The sequence below is a fragment of the Rhizobium centroccidentale genome (genome assembly GCF_030182565.1).
Lineage (GTDB): Bacteria > Pseudomonadota > Alphaproteobacteria > Rhizobiales > Rhizobiaceae > Rhizobium.
Genome location: NZ_JAQJCG010000026.1, coordinates 74703 through 91994, shown reverse-complemented (window position 1 = coordinate 91994; position 17292 = coordinate 74703). Strand labels below are relative to the sequence as shown.

Below are 17292 nucleotides of genomic sequence, written 5' to 3'. Positions count from 1 at the left end.
CCGTGGACGACGCTCGATCCTGGCAACCGAAAGGGAGCTGGATTTCATGAATATCGATGCCGCCCCGCGGAACACAAAATGACCAGGAGGGCAGCGTCTTTCCCAACGGAAAACTCCATCCGTCATGGAGGTGAACAATGGCAAGAATTATCGTCAGTGCGGCGCCGCCGAAGGAACTATCGGCGTCGACACCATCATTTCCACCGAGGCCTGAGTGGTCACGCCTTTCGAACAGCCGGAGCTTGGTGACCAAATGCGGGCGCTTCCTGCTGATAACGGCGGTAACGGCTGCCATGTCATCGAATTTCGTGTTCGCACAACAGCAACCGAACGACGATCGATGCAAGGCAGAGGATACCAACCGGCAGACCGATAACAAGCATGCGGAAAGCGGACAGACGTCGACGCCGGACGGCAACCCCAGCCAGAAGCTGTCCGACTGCGGCGGCGTGCTGAAACCACCGCCTGTTGGCGACAGCAAAATGGAAAAGCCCGCACCGCAGGTCGGCAACACGCCTGTCATCAAGCCCGGTGATCAGCCGAAAGAACAGCAGAACGGCCAACAGCCAGAGAAATAGTGCCGATCTTTCTTATGGCTTTGGCTCGGGTTGCTCTATGGGACCGTGCGTAACGGCCCCAGAGTCTCGATTATCGCTCGACGTAAACGGCTTGATGACGAGAATCGCCAGAATGGACGCGATCATGAAGCCGAAAATGAGGAGCAGCAGCATTCGCATGTCGAAGTCCTGATCCTATGAGGATTTGCGCACGGTAAGATTGCTGTCATGCCCGACTATGCCGCTGGCTTGCCGGGAGATCGCCTCGGCGCGCTGCTTGGCCTCGTGATTTTCGACGGATCCTTCGACAATGACGCGCCCGCGGCTGACGGTGACGAAGATGCTCGCTGTGTCGAGCAATCGATCAGCCCTCAGCCTGTCTTCGATCTCGGTACGAATTTCCCCATCGGTCCTTTCCTGTGCCAGCGCAGAGGACTTCGCTGACAGGTCTTCGGAGACTCTGCCATCGCCGACCTTCCTTGAGCCGGAGAGCGGTCTGATATCGGAAATCCTGACGGAAATTTCATCGGCCGTTTGCTTACGCTGAAGGTCGTATTCGGCTGAATCCTCGCAGCGCGCGTCATCGGTACCAGGCTCAGGCGGGATTTCCTCTGACGAATATTGCTTCGTTTCCTCGTCCGCAATATCCCCCGAGCCACCGGCTGCCTGATCAAGCGCCTGAAGGGTGCGCATATCGCCGCGATCCGGAGAAGCCTTTGCCATCGTCTGTTGTTTGGTTTCGGTCATGGTTTTCTCCCTTTCGATAAGGGACAAACTTTTACCCTTCCGGAATGTTCCGATCGGGCCCTCTATCAAGTTCCAGTGGTCAGCATCTCGAAAGATACGACCTTGTGATGCTCTTGAAGCGATGTCAGCAGTTGAGCGCCGCCGCCATCCGGTCCTGCGTGCCGCCATCGCACCTCGTAGGAAATATGCGCAATGGCCTCGGTCGGACCCGTCGCCTTGCCGACGAAGGCGCAGCCATACCCGAGCGGTTCAAGCACTGCTTGCATATCGGTGACCCCAACGCCGGCATCACGCGGCAGCTCTATCACTAGACGCGCCTTCTGCCTGCGCGGGATCAGCCTGTCGAACTGTTTAAGCGGCGATAGCACAACAAAGGCAATGAGAGCGCCGGCCGAACCGACAATAAGCTGACCGCCGCCGATGCACAGGCCGATGGCCGTCATGATCCACAAGGTCGCAGCCGTCGTGACGCCGGTCACGAGATCTCCGCGCTTGAGAATGGCACCGCCACCGATGAAGCCGACGCCGGTCAACACGCCGAGTGGAAAGCGCAGCACATCCATCGATGCAAAGGACTGGGACGTCTTGCCCACTGTGGACAGCAGGAGATTGGCCTGGATCATCGACAGGCACGCGGCAAGCCCGACGAGGATCGTCGTGCGAAACCCGGCCGCATGCCCCCCCATCTCTCGATTGATGCCGATCAGCCCCCCAGCTACGACCACCAGCACCAGACGGACGACAATATCCAACCAGTCCGCATCCACCCGCATGATATCGCTAAGGTCAGGCACGATGTCCTCCCAGGAAGTCTCACCACCGGGGGTTTCCAGTTGGGGAACATCGCAGACGGCGTTTCGTTCCATCCTCGATCGGAGCGCTCACGAAAAGCACAATAGAAGCAGCGTGATGACTTCCGGCTCTCTTGTCAGTTCGAGGGAAAGCGCTTAGCCAGAAGGTCGCGCGCGCCATCGCGCCTGGAACCGCTTCCTGCAATGGGAAGCAACCATATCGATTCGACACACCCTGTGAGGCCATATGATTTCCGGAAGCCGTGAAAAGGGACCCATTGCCGGGATCGCACTCGCCTGCGCGGGATATGCCTGCTTTTCACTTCAGGACGCGATGGTGAAGTGGCTCGTCGCCAGCTATGAAGTGCCCGAGATCCTCTTCATGCGCAGTCTGGTCATCGTGCTGGTTGCAGGCGTGCTCGTCCGTTACCGGCGCCATCCGTCAATTTTCAAGAGCCCCTATCGCGGCACGGTCGTCCTGCGCGCCGGGCTGATGCTGCTTGCCTGGCTGCTGTTTTACAACGCGGCCCGCTATCTAGGTCTGGCAGAACTGACGACACTGTACTTCTCGGCGCCGATTATCGTCATGGCTCTTTCGATCTTCGTTCTCGGGGAGAAGGTCCATGCGGGCCGCTGGATCGCCTGTATAGGAGGCTTCATCGGCGTGGCGATCGCGGCAAATCCAAGCCATTCGCCCAACCTCCTGCCCGCCGCCATGTGCCTCGTCGCGGGTTTTTGCTGGGCTTGGAGCACGATCCTGATCCGGCTCGTCAGCCGAAGCGAGACCACGCTCACCCAGATGTATGCCACGAGCCTGATATTCGGCATTGCCTGCGCCCTGTCATTTCCATGGACATGGAAGACCCCTGACGCGAGCGGCTGGGCACTGATGCTGACCCTCGGCGTGATCTCTACGATCGGGCAGTTTCTGCTCTATGAAGGCTTTCGATACGCGCCCGCTTCTACGCTGGCGCCCATCGAATATAGCGGTCTCGTTTGGGCTTTCGTGTACGGCTATGTGATCTGGGCCGAGATTCCGGCGACGAACGTCTTTGCCGGCGCCCTCCTCATCATCGCCTCAAGCTTCCTGCTCATCCTATGGGAGCGCCGCGTGGCGCGCCCACAAAAAGAACGTGAAATACTGAGACGCCACCGATAGATGGCTCGGCTGCTCTCGAAACCGCGAGCCAGCTGCGCGAAAGCAAGTGGGCTTTACGGCAACGATACCGAAGATCGGGCCATTAAGCGGCTGAAGCCGATCTGCCTGATCGCGCCGCACTCCGGGTCTTCGACCTGGGACATACCGTTGTCCCGAAAAGCCATCACATTGCTTTGCCGCCCGCCAGCCGGGCTGCGCGCTGCTTGCGGTTCGCCTCCAAAGCCTGCTGAAAATCCAGGTCGGTTTGCGCGTGATAACGGAGATCCTCGAGAAACTGAGAGACGCCATCAAGCGTATCGACGAGGACATATCGCAGACCGCCGCCAGCATCGATCAGGTCATGGCTGACGCTCACGCCGAAACCACCGGCAACCTTGCGAAACCACGCCGAGCGCCAGCGCTTGAAACCGTCTGGATCCGACTGAAACTCGGCAAGCAGCATCTTCTGCTGGTCAAGCCGCGCGAGGAACGTCTCAACCACGCCCTGCGAGCCGGCCTTCGGCTTCTCAGCCTTCTTTGCAATCCACTTTTCAAGAAACTGAAACCCGGGCTGCGGAGCCGTCGCTTTATCCTGATCGATAACCGCCTCGGAATCAGGTGTCGGCCGCAGGACGCAATCCGCATGCGCAGACGCGCTTGCCTGCGTTTCCCGCTCCATTGCCAGGGTCTGCTTGAGATCGGCAGCAAGCTCTCCCCAGATCGATCTTGCCGATTCGACTGGCTTTGCTTTTGTTCGGCGGGAGGATTTGATTTCGATAATGAAAGGTTTTGTCTGTTTAACCATGATATTTCAGTGTGTGCTCGACGACGGAGCGCAGTTGATGGGCAATCAGCATTGATGAAAGGCTGGCATTCTCTGAGGGCAACGACCGTCGCGCGGCGATCGCTTGCGATCATTATGGGCCAAGGCCGTACACCAAACCGATCGATGAAGCAATCTCGCCGCTCCCGTCCAAAATAGCCGTCAGCACACTGGGACCAGATCTACAGCACAAACAAGACAAGCATGTAGCAAAGGTGAAGAAGATCCACCACTTGAAGGAGCATGCCCTTCTGTCCGGCAAGGGGAAACTCGCATCTGCGCATTGCAGATCCTGCATCGTGTCGCTATGTTTAAAGAAGGCGCACGAACAGCAAAGGAGGTTGCCTATGTCATCGCGGGACGCCTGATCCAGCAATACCAAGACTTCTGCCTTTCCAAAGGCATCAAATTCACACGTATAGACTCCGTACAGCCGCACGATAATACCACGCTCTTCTGCAGCGCTGGGATGCAGCAGTACAAGCCCCTCTTCTCCGATCCTTCCCATATTGGTACGGTTGCCAACGCTCAGGCCTGCCTGCGAATGGGCGATCTCGACGAGATCGGGGACGGAACGCATTTCCTTCATTTCACGATGCTGGGGCTTTTCTCGTTCAGGGAAATGGCTGTCGGCGACGCGATCGATTTCTGGCTCGAGTTTCTCGGAACCCTTGGCCTCGTGCCCGATCATGTCACGATTCATCCAGATCGCCTCGAAGAATGGGCGCCGTTCTATCGTGGCCGCATTCCCATCATCCCGGATAACGAATGCACGTGGAGCGACGGCAGCATCAATGGATACTGCACCGAATTCTATAAGGACGGCATCGAGATCGGAAATATCGTCAATCCGCTCGGAACCTGCATTGACGTCGGCTTCGGTGCCGAACGTCTCGACATGATCGTGAACGGCACTCCGCCGGCCGATGCACTTGACACGCTGCGCGACACGGTCACGACGATCGTGGAGAGCGGCTACAAACCTGGAAACAAGGAGCAGGGATACGTCTTGCGAAAGCTCCTTCGCCGCATCCATGTGATGGGCGGAGCACTGGACCATCCATATTTCGAACAGGAAGTCGTGCGTCAGGAACGATTGCGCTCCAAATATTTGCGCCTTCGCGAAAAATATCCCGACATGCCACCGGCATGGTGGTTCGACACGCACGGCATCGATGTTGCCGACCTGCAGGTGATGAATGGAAAGTAGCTTCCACTGATGATGAAAGCGGCGAAGGAGATCGTGCGAGCGGCCCCTTCGCCGCCTTGCCAGAAACACGCGGGCGCTTAGAGCCAACCAATTCATAGGAAGTCGGGAGGACCTGAACTTACGGAAATCGTCAAGCCCTTCTTGGCAGTAATATCGGAAGCCTTCTCTTTGTAGTCGTAAATAGGGGACATGCGACCGGACGGAAGCGCTTCAATCATTATCCGCTATCTGCCTGCATTGCCTGGAAGGCCGCGCCAAAGCCAGTCAGGGAGATCGGAAGCTCCGCCATGTTTCCCTGCATCATCCGGATCGAGACTTTTCCCGACTTTTCCTTCATCAAGGCGGCAAGCATCTCGGGTGGGCACAACCCCTCCACCAGGCATCCTTGCGTGGTGCAGCGCGATACCTTCGCCATTGTCGAATATTTGCTGCCGAAGCCAATTTTTACACCACCCTGAATAGCAAAACCGAGCGGAAGAGCCATTTGCATGCCGACCTTCTTGTCCGCGGAACGCGCCATGCTGATGACCATGAATACCTGCTTTTGATCCGGTGACGTCAATCGGTAGACGATCTGGCAGCGCGGCTTCATCGTTTTGTCGGCCGAGCATTGCAATGTCCACGCATCGAACTTCTGTTCGGTAATCTGCGGACCGGCCGGTGCGGATGTAGCCGGAGCTGGCGCCACGGCATTGGATGGATTGGTCTTGCCGGCATCCGGTGTCACATCTTGAGGCCCCGATTGCGGCGCCCCTGGGCTACTATCGGCTCCTAGCGTGGAGGAAACACCCGCTCCCCAAAGCAGGAAAACCATACAACATATGGACGCCCTCAAATATAAATTCATGCCTCCCTCCCCGTTTAGTTTGCAACTTTACAATACACTTGCAATAATGTCGAATATATGCCAATCTAAATCGCCTTTAAAGCAGATAAAAAATCCGATGATTTTTCAATTAATTTATTTAACGCAGGAAATATAGACGATTATTATTTAGTGAGACGCGAGGGAATCGATTCAGATGACATCAAGACTCGTTGCCGGTTACTCCCTGATCGCCATACTCGCGCTGACCGATGGCGCCGTATGCGACGAAAGCTATCTGCAACAGGCTCCCTCCGCGGAAGCAAATCCTGCCTTCGTCGAACAGCTACCGGAAACATCCGTCATGCCCGTGTCTCCGGCTAACCGCCGGGTGATGCCGCAGAAGCCGAGGCGGGCATCACGGACACAGGCGAACGTCCGATTGGCAAGCAGCATTTTTCCGAATGTTGGCGAGGGCGTGACCGAGCGGGCCGCACCCGCACCGACCGATGGCCATTTGCCGACGGTTGGGTCAGGCACAGTGTCACGCTGACTGCATTTCGATGGCAGGCGATGATGAAAGCACCAGGCGCCCGCCTCGTGCGCGCGGCTAGAGCAAGACCGCCGATAAGAGCGGCAGCAAACATGGAACTGAGAGGCCTTCGGGCAGTTGAAACTTCGAGAGCGGCATATTCGGAGCCGATAACTCGATATCGGCTCGAGATTGCGATTCAGGAGCGGTATCAACATGATGCATCCCAGTAAAATCATTGCTGTTACAACCATCTTGCTTCTTGCCGGCACGCTTGGCTCAGCCGATGTCCTAGCAAGCAGCCAACCCATTATCCGACGTTCCGGATTTTCTGAGACCCAAATTCCCCAAGTGAAAGGACGTATTCTGCCGAGGACGAACGGTAACCTGGAGAAAGGACCTGCCGCCAAGGCTCCGGTCAAACCAAATCCGAATGCCAGCATCCAGAATGGAGCGGCGACCTGCGGACCTGACAACGCACAATCTGAGATCTGCCGGAAAAAATGATCTGGCGCTGGCAACGATCATGAGCTCTTCGGCTTATCCTTGACCACAATGGGCTGGGACGCAGCCTCCACGGCCGGCTGCGCTGCGCTGGCGATGGGAACGGCGACTGCCGGGCCGATCGGCCGACCGTTGGCATCGAGCTTATAGGTCATGGCTCTTTGATGCTCGTCCAGATATCGCATGAAGGCTGCGCCGGCGGCCGCATCCCTGAATTGCCACAGCCCGTTCCTGACGCCTTCGAAAATCAGCGAATAGACTGCGAGCTGAATACCCTCCTGGACGCCCAACGTCGTGGGCGCATTTCGTGTAATGCCGCCCTCGATCTGGAGCAGCTGGTCGACGCCGACGAAGCGGAATGCCGATCCCTGCAGTTGGACGGAATAGATCGTCTTGGTGGTGCTGACCGAGGCCAGCACACGCCCCGTACTGACGCTGACGGCCCGCAGGGATACGGTCACGATGTCCTTGCGATACTGCGTGTTTCCGCCGATCCCGAGATAATTGGCACCGATACCGCCCGTCGTTTCATTGGAATCATAACCGATAATGCCGCCATCGAGCAGCACGCCGGCAAACCGAAGCGGCGGGATGCCGCCGGCCTTGGCGCCGTAGACCGCCGACCTGGTGTTCTGGATGATCTGCCGTTCCTGCAGCAGCGATTGCAGATCCGTACGCTCGACGACATTGAACCAGTTGCCGTTACCAGCCTTGGTCAGCACGTCAGTCAACAGCTGCGCGCCGCCCTGCGTCAGGGCGCGGGAATATTCGGCAAAGTTTTCATTGGGTTTGTTCTGTCCCGTCAGATCGGGGAACGAATAGACTGCCACATCGAGCTTTTGTATGGGTGGCGGCAGACTCTCCAATGCCACACCCGACTTCGTGGCGGGCATAAGCGTCGCTGGGGTACTCATCGGATCGAGGCTGCTGCCCGCGGCGGCGCAGCCACCAAGACCCAACCCGCATAGAATGGCTGCGACAGAAAAACCAACATGTGACATGGACGCTCGAATAAATCGCTCCCAACAACACCGAACGATGACGCAATCAATTTGGCTCAAGGATTGGCCGGCACCTGGCCGCTCTGGATCACGATGACCGGAGATGTTCCAGTCGAACCCGTACCCTGATTAACGTTCCCAAGATTACTCAAGGCCTTATCGAGACCGGAGAGATCCGGCGTCTGCTGCTGCCCCGACTTGACGCCGGCACCCTGCGTCTGTGCCGTCGAAAGCAGGAATGAACCATTTAACGGATTTCCCCCAAATGTCGGATTGGTCGGCTGATAGACCAATTGCCCCGCCATAGCCGGCGCAGTCATCAAGGCTAATAAACCAACTGTAATCATTGCCGCATCTATTCTCATTACTATTCCCCTCCCTTGTTTTCAAAGGCTGCTGCGCCCACTCAACGTTTGATAAGCAAGCCGCCACCCGGCAAACGCGCGATCAGCACATTGACAGGTGCCGAACCAGCAGGCTGAAGAACACTTACGTTCAGGCCTGCGCCATTCAGCAGTACGACATTCGACTTCAGATTATTGCCGGATTGCAGGACGTTGATATTGCCGTAGTTCCCTATGATACCGGCAGTCGAGCTGTTACCCGTTCCTGACTGAAGGTGATACACGTTGTTGCGCGTTCCTATTTCTAGCGTCCTTGCAAGGTTATTGCCTCGTGGCACTATGATTGCTTCCGGCGTACTGGCCATACCTGCTGAAAGGTAGGACGACGAAGGATGATATTGTTGCTGCTGCTGTTGAGGTGGCAGATTTCCGAGTTGCACCGTCGTCGTGACATTCACCGGGATCTGGGCAACATAGGCCGTCTCGGCTCGGCATTCCGTTGCAATCTGGCAGAACGAGGCAGCCAGGACGAGAGCGGCGCTGAGCGCGGATTTCGTATCGTTCAGGCGTTTCATTCTGATAATCTGCATTGTGATGTACCTCGATCGGTTTCGATCAATAGTCTTGCACTCAGCTCTACCTCGTTTCCTGCATCGACCATTGTCGTGGCAAGAAGGTTCTCTGCTCCTGGCTTTAATGCGAAGCTACCTTGCTGAATGCTCTGGCTTGAACCTGCTGCGCTATGTTTGAAAAGAACCAGCCTGTATGTTCCGGATACTGCTACTACAGACTTTGCAATCGCCCGCACCATAAGAAACTCATCCCTCCTGTCTGCTCTGATCAGGCACTCAAACTCGGCCTGAGACGAGGCAGGAGCGGCGTACGCGAACAACAAGGCCGCGGACAAGAAGGATTTCAGAAGCAAGATGAATGTTGATCGCCCGACATTGATTCCGGCATACATGGCTGGTTCAGCTGCATTAAAGGAGGAGGCGGACATTTGCTTTCGCCTCCTCCATCGGCTCACTCAGTGCTGGACCGTAACGGCCGTGTTGCGATAACCGAACTGGGCCGTAACCGACGTGTTTGTCAGGCCGCTCGAGCTGGTCTGAGAGGTAACGGCATAGTTTCCCGAACCGATCTGGATGGTTCCCTGAAGGTTCGAACCGCTGACGGGGAACACGGTTTGCAGTCCCGATTGCGAGGCGATCGCGGTGTTGCGATAGCCGGCCTGCACGATCATCGAATTGTTGGAGCCGAGCGGATTGGCGATCTGGGATGTCAGAGCGGTGTTGCCCACACCGAATTGCGCCGTGGTCGCCTTATTCGTACCGAAGAACGACGACTGGCCGGTCATGGCGAAGTTATGCGCGCCCGCCTGGAACGTGTCTTGCGAGTTGTTGCCGCCCGCCTGATCGGCAAAGGATATGTTGCCCCAACCGAACTGGGTCGTCGACGACGAATTGCCGTCGAAGCCGATGACACCGAACTGAGAGGTGACGGCAAAGTTGCCGGCGCCGACCTGCAGCGTCGTCTGGTCGTTGCCGCCGCCGTCCTGGCCGACGATGGCGCCGTTACCCCAGCCGAACTGCATGGTACTGGAGTCGTTTCCGCCATGCTTGCCGTCGGTCTGGTTCGTCGAGGCGAAGTTCAAGCCACCGACCTGCAACGTGTCTTGGGAGTTATCTCCCTTGGACTGATCCGCGAAGGCGGAATTGCCGAAGCCGAACTGGGCGATCGTCGAGTTGTTGTCCGCGCCGTCCCGCTGCAGGGTCGAAGCGAAATTCATGACGCCGGCCTGGAACGTGCTCTGATCGTTGGTCTTGCCTTTCTGGTCGGCGAAGGCGACGTTGCCGTCACCGAATTGCAGGATGGCTGATGTGTTGGACTTGGCCTTGTCCTGATTGGTGGCGGCGAAGTTGCCGACGCCATTCTGGAATGTCAGAGCATCATTGTTGCCAGTATTCTGACTGACGAAAGCACCGTTGAACGCACCCACCTGGCCGATAAACGATTCATTTTCGGCTGGCGGCGACGGTGGTCCGGCAAGTGTCAAAGACGTGCTTGCCAGCAAGATGGCGAGAGCTCCAATCGTCCTCATGTGATCCTCCCTGTTCTCCATGACGGGGCAAGCGACCATTCGCCGCCCTCGAGCTTTTTAATAGGCCGCGGAAGGAGAACCGAACAAGAGAACCGTTCGGACTAAGACAGCAACGCAGATCTATGTGAAATAGAAATAGCCTACCTCGAAATGAGTAACGGATTAGATGTGTATCGCTATGACGTATGAGCTATACTCTTCTTTGATTAGGCGTTCTAACCCATATGAAAGCTAGATAAATACAATCCAAGTGTGCAGCAATTCATGCTACCCATAGATAGCTTCGATGAAAGGCTTGCCACATGATAATGGATTAGTTGACAGCTATGGCTACGTTTGACAGTCTCGTGGCATCCGAAGCAATCGTTAAAGTTGAGATTCAGCTTGGTCGAAAGCAGTCACCCAAGCGGCTGCTTTTCGCGACGCCAAGCTTTGTGAACTGGTTGAGCGAACGCGTAAGCAAAGACGAACCATCGTCGCTCGGAGCGGTCCTCAGGCCTGTCGAGCAGCTGGATTTTCTTTTCTATACTTTCGTTTCGGGGAAACCGCTCATTCATTGCAGACAATTCCGGGCAATCCGGGTCGAACGAAATGCGGTTTGGGAACTGAAGACTGTCGATTTCCGCATATTCGGCTGGTTCGCCATGCGCGACTGTTTTGTCGCCGTCTTTGGAGACTGGGCCGACCATGTGAAGGACCATGATCTTTACCGCGGCTATCGGCTGGAGGTGCGCCGATTACGCCGCACGCTTGGTGTGGATGATGCGTTGTGCGTAGAGGGAGTAAATCCGGAAGATGTCATTTCGGTTTGAGATAGGGGCGCGGGCGCGGGCGGCCAGCCGTTTCATCGCAGATGTTCGTAGCGACCTGGCCGCCGCCGTCCTCGAAAGGCGGTCGCAGAAAGGGTTTACTCAGCAGCGACTTGCGGAGTTGGTCGGCGTCAGCCGAAAGGATCTGAACCGTTATCTCTGCGGGCAGACAGAGCTTCCGCTTCGTTCGATTGCGGATCTCGCCTGGGCGCTCGACAAGGAAATTCACATTGAGCTGTGCGATCCCAAGGGGTCGGCAGCAGACGGCAGTTACCTCTCCGAAGCGGAGACGCGGGCGGCTATTCATCCCGCTCGTTCCGGCGGAGCGGTTTCCTGGAGCTCTTCAAGGGCCATCCGCACGATAATTGCTCGTGGCAACAACGATCGGGACGATTGAAACACATGCGCTATGGATATTGCATCTTTTGCGACGACGTTCGCACCGAAATCGGCGAAAAGCTCAGCTTCATCGGCGTCTATAGCGGCGTACTGATGCTGCCGGAATTTCCCTTTTCACTGCCGAAATTCTGCGTGCATGTGAATCTGATCACCTTGGCGACGGAACCTTACCGATCGATCGTTTTGCGCTGCACTGCGCCTGGCGACCGTCAGCCGCTTCTTGAAGAGCGATTGGACGCCGCCCAGCTCAGCGAGCAGAAGGATGTCGTGGAGGATGCGGAGACGAGCGATATTCCGATCAACGTTGTTGTCGGCGCCAGCCTTGTCTTTTCACCGCTAAGATTACGTCAGCCAGGTCTCCTGACCGTCAGCGCGATCATCGACGACAAGCCCGCGGAGATTGCTTCCCTGCGCGTCGCCCAACGCTGATCGAGAGCATTTCTGCTTTGGGCGCAGCGTGGGAAATGCTTCATCCCAATTGCTTTCACGCAATTGCGCACGCCAGACCGCTTCCTCTTTTTGCTGGAATTACCGGAGCCTGCGTGTACTTCGGTTGCCAGACAATGTCGGCATTTGCCGGATGCGGTCCTTCTTCGATATACCGTCGCAGCGGTGCGGATATTGCGCCCGCTCGTCGCGCCAACGACGCAAAGCTCAAACACCGGAAAACATACCTGCGGCCGGTCCCTCAAGGCCTCAACAAGGCTGTTCGAATGTTCGGGACCCGGCCTATGCCTGTGATCTTGCGGCGGCAATGAGCCGCCGGCACTTTTCCGTCAACTGACTGCAGCTTCAAGAGCCGGGGCTTTGCGAGCCTGCCTTGCAGGGCACTTGCTGCACCGGCGCCGGGGCCGATCGCTTCTAGCTGGAGCGACACGGCGCTTCCCGGCATCATTTACCATGATCGATGCCGTGGCCCGCCTTATTATCGAACAAGTTCCCGGATCTTGTAGGCAACTTCCGTTCGGTTCGTCGCGTTCAGTTTCTTCATGATATTGCGAATGTGCACTTTGACCGTGCTCTCGCAAAGATCCATCTCATAGGCGATGATCTTGTTTGCCTTGCCTCGCCTCAGAGCTTCCGCGACGACGACTTCGCGTGGCGTAAACAGGCTATCGAGGCAGCAGTTGCGGCTGGCCACCGGTGCGATCGCCTCCTTGGCAGCCAACAGGCTGCTTGCCGGCACGAAGACACCGCCTGCCCGCGCGAGAGCCACCGCTTCGGCGGCGACCTTGATTCCGACGCTGGTCGGGATGTAGCCGCGGGCGCCGCACTCCAGCGCATGCAGCAACTGTGCAAGCTCGTCACCATCAGCGCCCACGATCACCGGGCTCGTCTGGAATCTTTCCACCAGAGCGCAGATCTTGGCACTCACATCCGCGTCGGAAACCTTGCGGCCGCCGATCATGAAGAGAACTGCGGACGGTAATACTTGCATATTGCGCATCTGCCATTCGTCGAGCGAACCCACGGTGACGATATGCATGGCGCTATCGCATTCGGTAAGACTTTTCGACAGGCACTCGCGATCGAGAGCACGAGAATCTATGAGAAGAATATAGTCTTCCCATTCATCGATCCCGGGCGTGCCGGATGCGATGAATGGCCTCAACGTGTCGGATGTCCGAACTGAAATGATGCGTGCGCCCGTGTCTGACGTGAATTTTTCACTTGTGAGCGATTGTCCAATCATGGCCGTTACCCCCAACTTTTAAAATGGCCTTTGTATTTCTTGCAACCATTAGAGTATTTACTCGATTTAAAGAGAATAACATCCGTTTAAGCCGAGGCTTTTCTTGAGTTCCCATATTTCTCCCCTCTTTTTAGGTTTATGTTACCGTAGTAATTGCTTATTTTGTTTTTCCGCGCATTAACATATGTTAATAATGAATTTAAATATTGGATAAAATAATTCTTTCTTGCTCCATTAGTAATGGAGACAAAGTATTGCTCAAACCATAGTTGTATCGAAACAGGATTCGTCGAAGTCGACGAGATCGGCTAAACGCGGCCGATCGAGAAAGGCGACAATGCCGTTGCGAAAGGACAGCAGGCCCGCTTCACGCATGTCCCTGAGGACGCGGTTGATGTGCACGGTCGACAGGCCGACCGCGTCGCCAATATCCGCCTGGGTCAAAGGACAATCGAAGTATTCTGCGTTTGCATAGTCTCGCGAGGTGCCGATGCGTGCCCCGAGCTCAAGCAGCAGGTAGCCGGTTTTCTCCAGAGCATCGCGCCGTCCTATGTTAGCGAGCCGCTCCGACATACGCGCCTGATGTCGCACCAGTTCAGCAATGACGATACGATAAAAAAACGTTGGCGCTTCGATCTTCGGCAGAGAGGTAAAGTCCGGGAACACCATCACCGTAACATTGGTGATCGCCCGCACGGTCTCGCGCGAAAGCGCCGTCAGGGATGTCGAAATCATATCGCCACGCAACACGAATTCCGTCATGAAGCGTGTGCCGTTCGGCAGCATCTTACTGCGCGAGGCCCACCCGTCGAGCACAAAGAGAAGGCGTGGCGTATCGCTGTCGTAGTCGCAGATCGCACTACCTGCAACAAAAGTCCGCGCTACACCACCGAGGCTGCGAATATGCTCAATTGAAAGCTGCGCTGCCATGCCGTCATCCCCTCGGACGAAAAGCATATTTCGAACGCTCTATGGGCCTTTCGAAAATATATTTTTCGTGAGTTCCAAGTATTTATTACCATAGAAAATTCACGATGTCTTTATTGCAAATCGATATCCGTTGTTCCTCGAATGTTTACCGCCATAGCGCGACAAAATTGGCCGTTTTTATGTATATTTTTTAGTATTGCCGCCAGTGTCATAAATTCTATACTGAGAGCCTCTTGTATCGCTTTGCGTGCAGCTATATTCGCGACATAGCGCATTGGTCGCGCTCGACCAGATGCCGCCGCATGTTGGAGATTCCGGCGCGGGCTTCCGAAATCGTGTCGCGATGGCGGCGCGCCTCTATGCCCTCCTGCTGTGCTGCTTTCAGCAGCAGGGCGACGTGCTTCGGCGGCGGCGATGTACCCTTTATGAAATAGGTTTCGCGCCCGACGGAATTGAAGAAGCCTTCGACCTTCCTGTCCCAAGCTAAGCCGACATGCGGAATTCCGAGCGCATAGGCGGCAATGCAGGCGTGCAATCTGTGAGCTAGAACCACATCCATCGACTGGATGATCTGGATGAGATCGATCGGAAGCCGCGGCCGTCTGGAAATATCAAGGGTGCCGGACCTGACGATACGATGCTTGGCGACCGAAGCACCGATACGCTCCGCAAAGGCTTGATCCTCTTTGGCTCCGTTGCAGAACAAGACCACATGCTGGCCGTCATCCAGGAGAAGCTCGATCAGATTCCGGTAGGCTTCAACATCGGCAAAGGGGATACCATCGGTCTGAACGGCACCGTGCCGATGCAGGACGATGGGATCTGTCACGCACAGACCTATGGTCAAAGGGCCTTTGAACGGAACGCGCACACCCTCATGCCCCGGCGAGGCTTGGATCAGCAGTCCGGGATCACGAACGATCTTCGCACCAGGCCCATCGGGAAAGTGCTCGCGCCAGGTATCCTGCGCAAAACCGTCCCGCACCGAAAGATGAACAAGGCGCGCTTGCTTCAATCGGGCAAAGAGATGATATGCGGGCTCCGACCAGTGGCCGCCGACCCCAACCGCATAGATCGCAAGCGGCCGATCGTACCGTACGACGCAATCGAGCACAGCACCGATCTTCAACGGGAAATTGAGATCGTCGTCCTGAAACAGATTCCCGCCGCCGATCACGACGGCATCGGCAACCGCAACCTTCTCTTCCCATTGTCCGCGAAGCGCGCGCAGCCTGCGTTCCAGGACTGCGCGAACAAGCCGCCGACGGGCGCCTGCGGGCAGTCGATGGAGCAATCCCAGCATGAGCCGTCTGCGGCCGCCATGGCCTGTCGCGAAGGCCTGACGTCCGGCAAGATCGATCGTCTCCACTTCGATCTCATCCCTGCTGTTCGCCAAGGCGGATTCGATACATTCAGCAAGCAGCCCGTCGCCAAGGTTTTCGCTGTATTTGACGTTGAAGACGACAATCTTCATTGCAGCTCCCCGATGGTACGCAACTGCGGGCTGTAGTCGCTCCGGATCTGCCGTGCTCCGACACTCAGCGCGGAAATGCTGCCAGCGAGGATGTAGAACATCAGTCCGAGGTCATACACCGTACCGGACGTGGCCGCTGAAATGAGAACCGTGATGATCCCGGCCTTGGCGGCGCGCAGAACGGCAGTGGTTTCCCGCGATGATGGATGCGAGACGCGCAAGTCGGCCATGAGCAGCCGAGCGACGAACATCGCAAACAGCAGCGCGCCGAAGATGCCGATATTGGACAGCAGCACCAGCCCGAAGCTCGACGCCCGCGCGCTTCCAAGGCCGGCGCCAAAGCCGCTCGTGTCCAGAAAGGCCTGGTAAGCCATGGCGTTCCACATGAAGCGCTCGCGCCCTGATTGACTATCGGCCTTCGAAAAGAGCATCTCGTCCAGAAAATCGTGCAGATTATGCGCGAGCTCCGGCATGACGATGAGAACGAAGAAGATGACGAGCGGCATGCTCGCCAGAATGGACACGATCAGAACGGGCCGGCCGGCGCCGGGTTCGCGACGGGAGGCCAGAAATGACTGCAGGCTGAGGATCGGCAGAATGGCGGCGAGCCCGACAAGTGCGGTCGCCGACGTCGACAGGATCAGCGCGACCAGCAGCAGACCTGCGCAAGTGCCGGTGACCTTCGAACGGATGCCTCCAAGCCAAAGGCTGGTGACGATGGCAAAGAGCACGAGCGTGAAATCGGCGAAGGCCGATGCTTCGGGAAACGTTCCTGAAATGCGCTTCAGCCCGCCCTTTTCGGCATTGGTCAGGAGCGCGTAATTGGCTGTCCGCACGAAACTCAGCAGAAAGTCCGTATGGGTGAAATGGGTCACTATATCGGCGAGCGCGAAGCCGAGATTGACACCGACGACAACCAGCATGCCGTTGATAAAGGCCGAAGGGGTGCCCTGACGCCGAAAGAAGGCAAAGGTTGTTATGAAGCAGATGAGGCCGCCCACCGCGTAGACCGATTGAGTGATATTGTTTGAAGAGAAACGTAGCGGCACCAGCGCAATCAGGTTACGTGCCCCGATCGATCGTTCAACCGTCATCGTCTGCGTCATGCCTTGGAACATGCGCGGGAAGAAAATCGCCGAGAAGACGCCGAAGGCCGTCAGAAGCAGCAGGAAGAAACCTGGACGCCAGGGAGCCAGGGAGCCGAGGAACGGCCCCTCCCCACAGGCTGCGAACAACCGTGCGGCGAAGAATATCAGAAACAGACTCGGAACGAGGACGGATGCACCGCCGAGGCCGGGTATGCTGAAGGCCGCTGCCGCACCGAATACCGTCGACAAAACCATGATGATGAACGACCATCGCACAGGCGCGGTCAGCGCAACAACTCCGACAATCAGTGTTACGAGCCCCATGGCATTCATGTCTGGCAATCCG

At 56.7% G+C, this 17292-nt stretch carries 21 protein-coding genes; 8 read left to right on the top strand and 13 right to left on the bottom strand.

What is annotated here, in order from left to right; translation table 11 throughout:
* Positions 1–137: 137 nt before the first annotated feature.
* Positions 138–578, top strand: a complete 441-nt coding sequence (locus PH562_RS30780) for a hypothetical protein (RefSeq protein ID WP_350223787.1) — start codon at positions 138–140, stop codon at positions 576–578.
* Positions 579–752: 174 nt separating this feature from the next.
* Here the strand turns inward: PH562_RS30780 and PH562_RS26210 are convergent, their stop codons facing one another.
* Positions 753–1304: a BON domain-containing protein gene (locus tag PH562_RS26210; protein WP_285176640.1), complete on the bottom strand. Its 552-nt coding sequence runs from the start codon at positions 1302–1304 to the stop codon at positions 753–755.
* A 65-nt stretch (positions 1305–1369) separates the two neighbouring features.
* On the bottom strand, positions 1370–2098 hold the full coding sequence (locus PH562_RS26205; protein WP_285176639.1) for an MgtC/SapB family protein: 729 nt from the start codon (positions 2096–2098) through the stop codon (positions 1370–1372).
* Between the two features lie 244 nt (positions 2099–2342).
* Between PH562_RS26205 and PH562_RS26200 the strand changes: the two genes are divergently transcribed.
* Complete coding sequence (locus PH562_RS26200; protein WP_285176638.1) at positions 2343–3254, top strand: DMT family transporter; 912 nt, start codon at positions 2343–2345, stop codon at positions 3252–3254.
* A 163-nt stretch (positions 3255–3417) separates the two neighbouring features.
* Here PH562_RS26200 and PH562_RS26195 read toward each other — a convergent pair whose 3' ends face one another.
* Positions 3418–4038 carry a hypothetical protein gene (locus PH562_RS26195; RefSeq protein ID WP_285176637.1) on the bottom strand — a complete coding sequence of 207 codons (621 nt, stop codon included), beginning with the start codon at positions 4036–4038 and terminating at the stop codon, positions 3418–3420.
* A 325-nt stretch (positions 4039–4363) separates the two neighbouring features.
* Here PH562_RS26195 and PH562_RS26190 point away from each other — a divergent pair, with 325 nt between their 5' ends.
* A complete protein-coding gene (locus PH562_RS26190; RefSeq protein ID WP_285176635.1) occupies positions 4364–5266 on the top strand; it encodes an alanine--tRNA ligase-related protein in 903 nt (300 codons plus the stop codon).
* A gap of 217 nt (positions 5267–5483) precedes the next feature.
* Here PH562_RS26190 and PH562_RS26185 read toward each other — a convergent pair whose 3' ends face one another.
* A complete protein-coding gene (locus tag PH562_RS26185; protein WP_285176633.1) occupies positions 5484–6080 on the bottom strand; it encodes an invasion associated locus B family protein in 597 nt (198 codons plus the stop codon).
* A 208-nt stretch (positions 6081–6288) separates the two neighbouring features.
* On the opposite strand from PH562_RS26185, the gene PH562_RS26180 reads away from it, so the two are divergent.
* Together PH562_RS26180 and PH562_RS26175 are read left to right on the top strand one after the other, a co-directional pair.
* A complete protein-coding gene (locus tag PH562_RS26180) occupies positions 6289–6624 on the top strand; it encodes a hypothetical protein (RefSeq protein ID WP_113228994.1) in 336 nt (111 codons plus the stop codon).
* Positions 6625–6819: 195 nt separating this feature from the next.
* Positions 6820–7110: a hypothetical protein gene (locus tag PH562_RS26175; protein WP_285176632.1), complete on the top strand. Its 291-nt coding sequence runs from the start codon at positions 6820–6822 to the stop codon at positions 7108–7110.
* Positions 7111–7127: 17 nt separating this feature from the next.
* On the opposite strand, the gene PH562_RS26170 is transcribed toward PH562_RS26175, so the two are convergent.
* The 5 genes from PH562_RS26170 to PH562_RS26150 form a co-directional block, all read right to left on the bottom strand.
* Entirely contained in the window at positions 7128–8021 is an 894-nt protein-coding gene (locus tag PH562_RS26170) for a CsgG/HfaB family protein (protein WP_285176631.1), read from the bottom strand.
* Between the two features lie 143 nt (positions 8022–8164).
* Positions 8165–8473: a curli assembly protein CsgF gene (locus PH562_RS26165; RefSeq protein WP_285176630.1), complete on the bottom strand. Its 309-nt coding sequence runs from the start codon at positions 8471–8473 to the stop codon at positions 8165–8167.
* A gap of 41 nt (positions 8474–8514) precedes the next feature.
* Complete coding sequence (locus PH562_RS26160) at positions 8515–9027, bottom strand: hypothetical protein (RefSeq protein WP_285176629.1); 513 nt, start codon at positions 9025–9027, stop codon at positions 8515–8517.
* Positions 9024–9452 (bottom strand): curli-like amyloid fiber formation chaperone CsgH, encoded by a 429-nt coding sequence (csgH, locus tag PH562_RS26155; RefSeq protein WP_113228991.1) that lies wholly within the window; start codon positions 9450–9452, stop codon positions 9024–9026. The genes PH562_RS26160 and csgH overlap by 4 nt, the downstream gene beginning before the upstream one ends.
* Positions 9453–9479: 27 nt before the next feature.
* A complete protein-coding gene (locus tag PH562_RS26150) occupies positions 9480–10553 on the bottom strand; it encodes a hypothetical protein (protein WP_285176628.1) in 1074 nt (357 codons plus the stop codon).
* A 347-nt stretch (positions 10554–10900) separates the two neighbouring features.
* Here PH562_RS26150 and PH562_RS26145 point away from each other — a divergent pair, with 347 nt between their 5' ends.
* From PH562_RS26145 to PH562_RS26135, 3 genes are read left to right on the top strand one after another with little or no spacing between them, the layout of a single operon-like run.
* The gene (locus PH562_RS26145) at positions 10901–11365 is read left to right on the top strand and encodes a hypothetical protein (RefSeq protein ID WP_285176627.1); all 465 of its coding nucleotides are present in this window, start codon (positions 10901–10903) and stop codon (positions 11363–11365) included.
* Entirely contained in the window at positions 11349–11759 is a 411-nt protein-coding gene (locus tag PH562_RS26140) for a helix-turn-helix domain-containing protein (protein WP_285176625.1), read from the top strand. The genes PH562_RS26145 and PH562_RS26140 overlap by 17 nt, the downstream gene beginning before the upstream one ends.
* 5 nt (positions 11760–11764) lie before the next feature.
* A complete protein-coding gene (locus PH562_RS26135; protein WP_092714135.1) occupies positions 11765–12190 on the top strand; it encodes a DUF6941 family protein in 426 nt (141 codons plus the stop codon).
* A gap of 496 nt (positions 12191–12686) precedes the next feature.
* Here PH562_RS26135 and PH562_RS26130 read toward each other — a convergent pair whose 3' ends face one another.
* From PH562_RS26130 to PH562_RS26115, 4 genes are all read right to left on the bottom strand, one after another.
* The gene (locus PH562_RS26130) at positions 12687–13454 is read right to left on the bottom strand and encodes a response regulator transcription factor (RefSeq protein ID WP_069615132.1); all 768 of its coding nucleotides are present in this window, start codon (positions 13452–13454) and stop codon (positions 12687–12689) included.
* A gap of 258 nt (positions 13455–13712) precedes the next feature.
* Positions 13713–14384 (bottom strand): Crp/Fnr family transcriptional regulator, encoded by a 672-nt coding sequence (locus PH562_RS26125; RefSeq protein ID WP_158225478.1) that lies wholly within the window; start codon positions 14382–14384, stop codon positions 13713–13715.
* 253 nt (positions 14385–14637) lie between these two features.
* Positions 14638–15858 (bottom strand): polysaccharide pyruvyl transferase family protein, encoded by a 1221-nt coding sequence (locus PH562_RS26120; RefSeq protein WP_285176624.1) that lies wholly within the window; start codon positions 15856–15858, stop codon positions 14638–14640.
* On the bottom strand, positions 15855–17279 hold the full coding sequence (locus PH562_RS26115) for a hypothetical protein (protein ID WP_285176623.1): 1425 nt from the start codon (positions 17277–17279) through the stop codon (positions 15855–15857). Before PH562_RS26115 ends, PH562_RS26120 begins: the two co-directional genes overlap by 4 nt.
* Between the last annotated feature and the right edge of the window lie 13 nt (positions 17280–17292).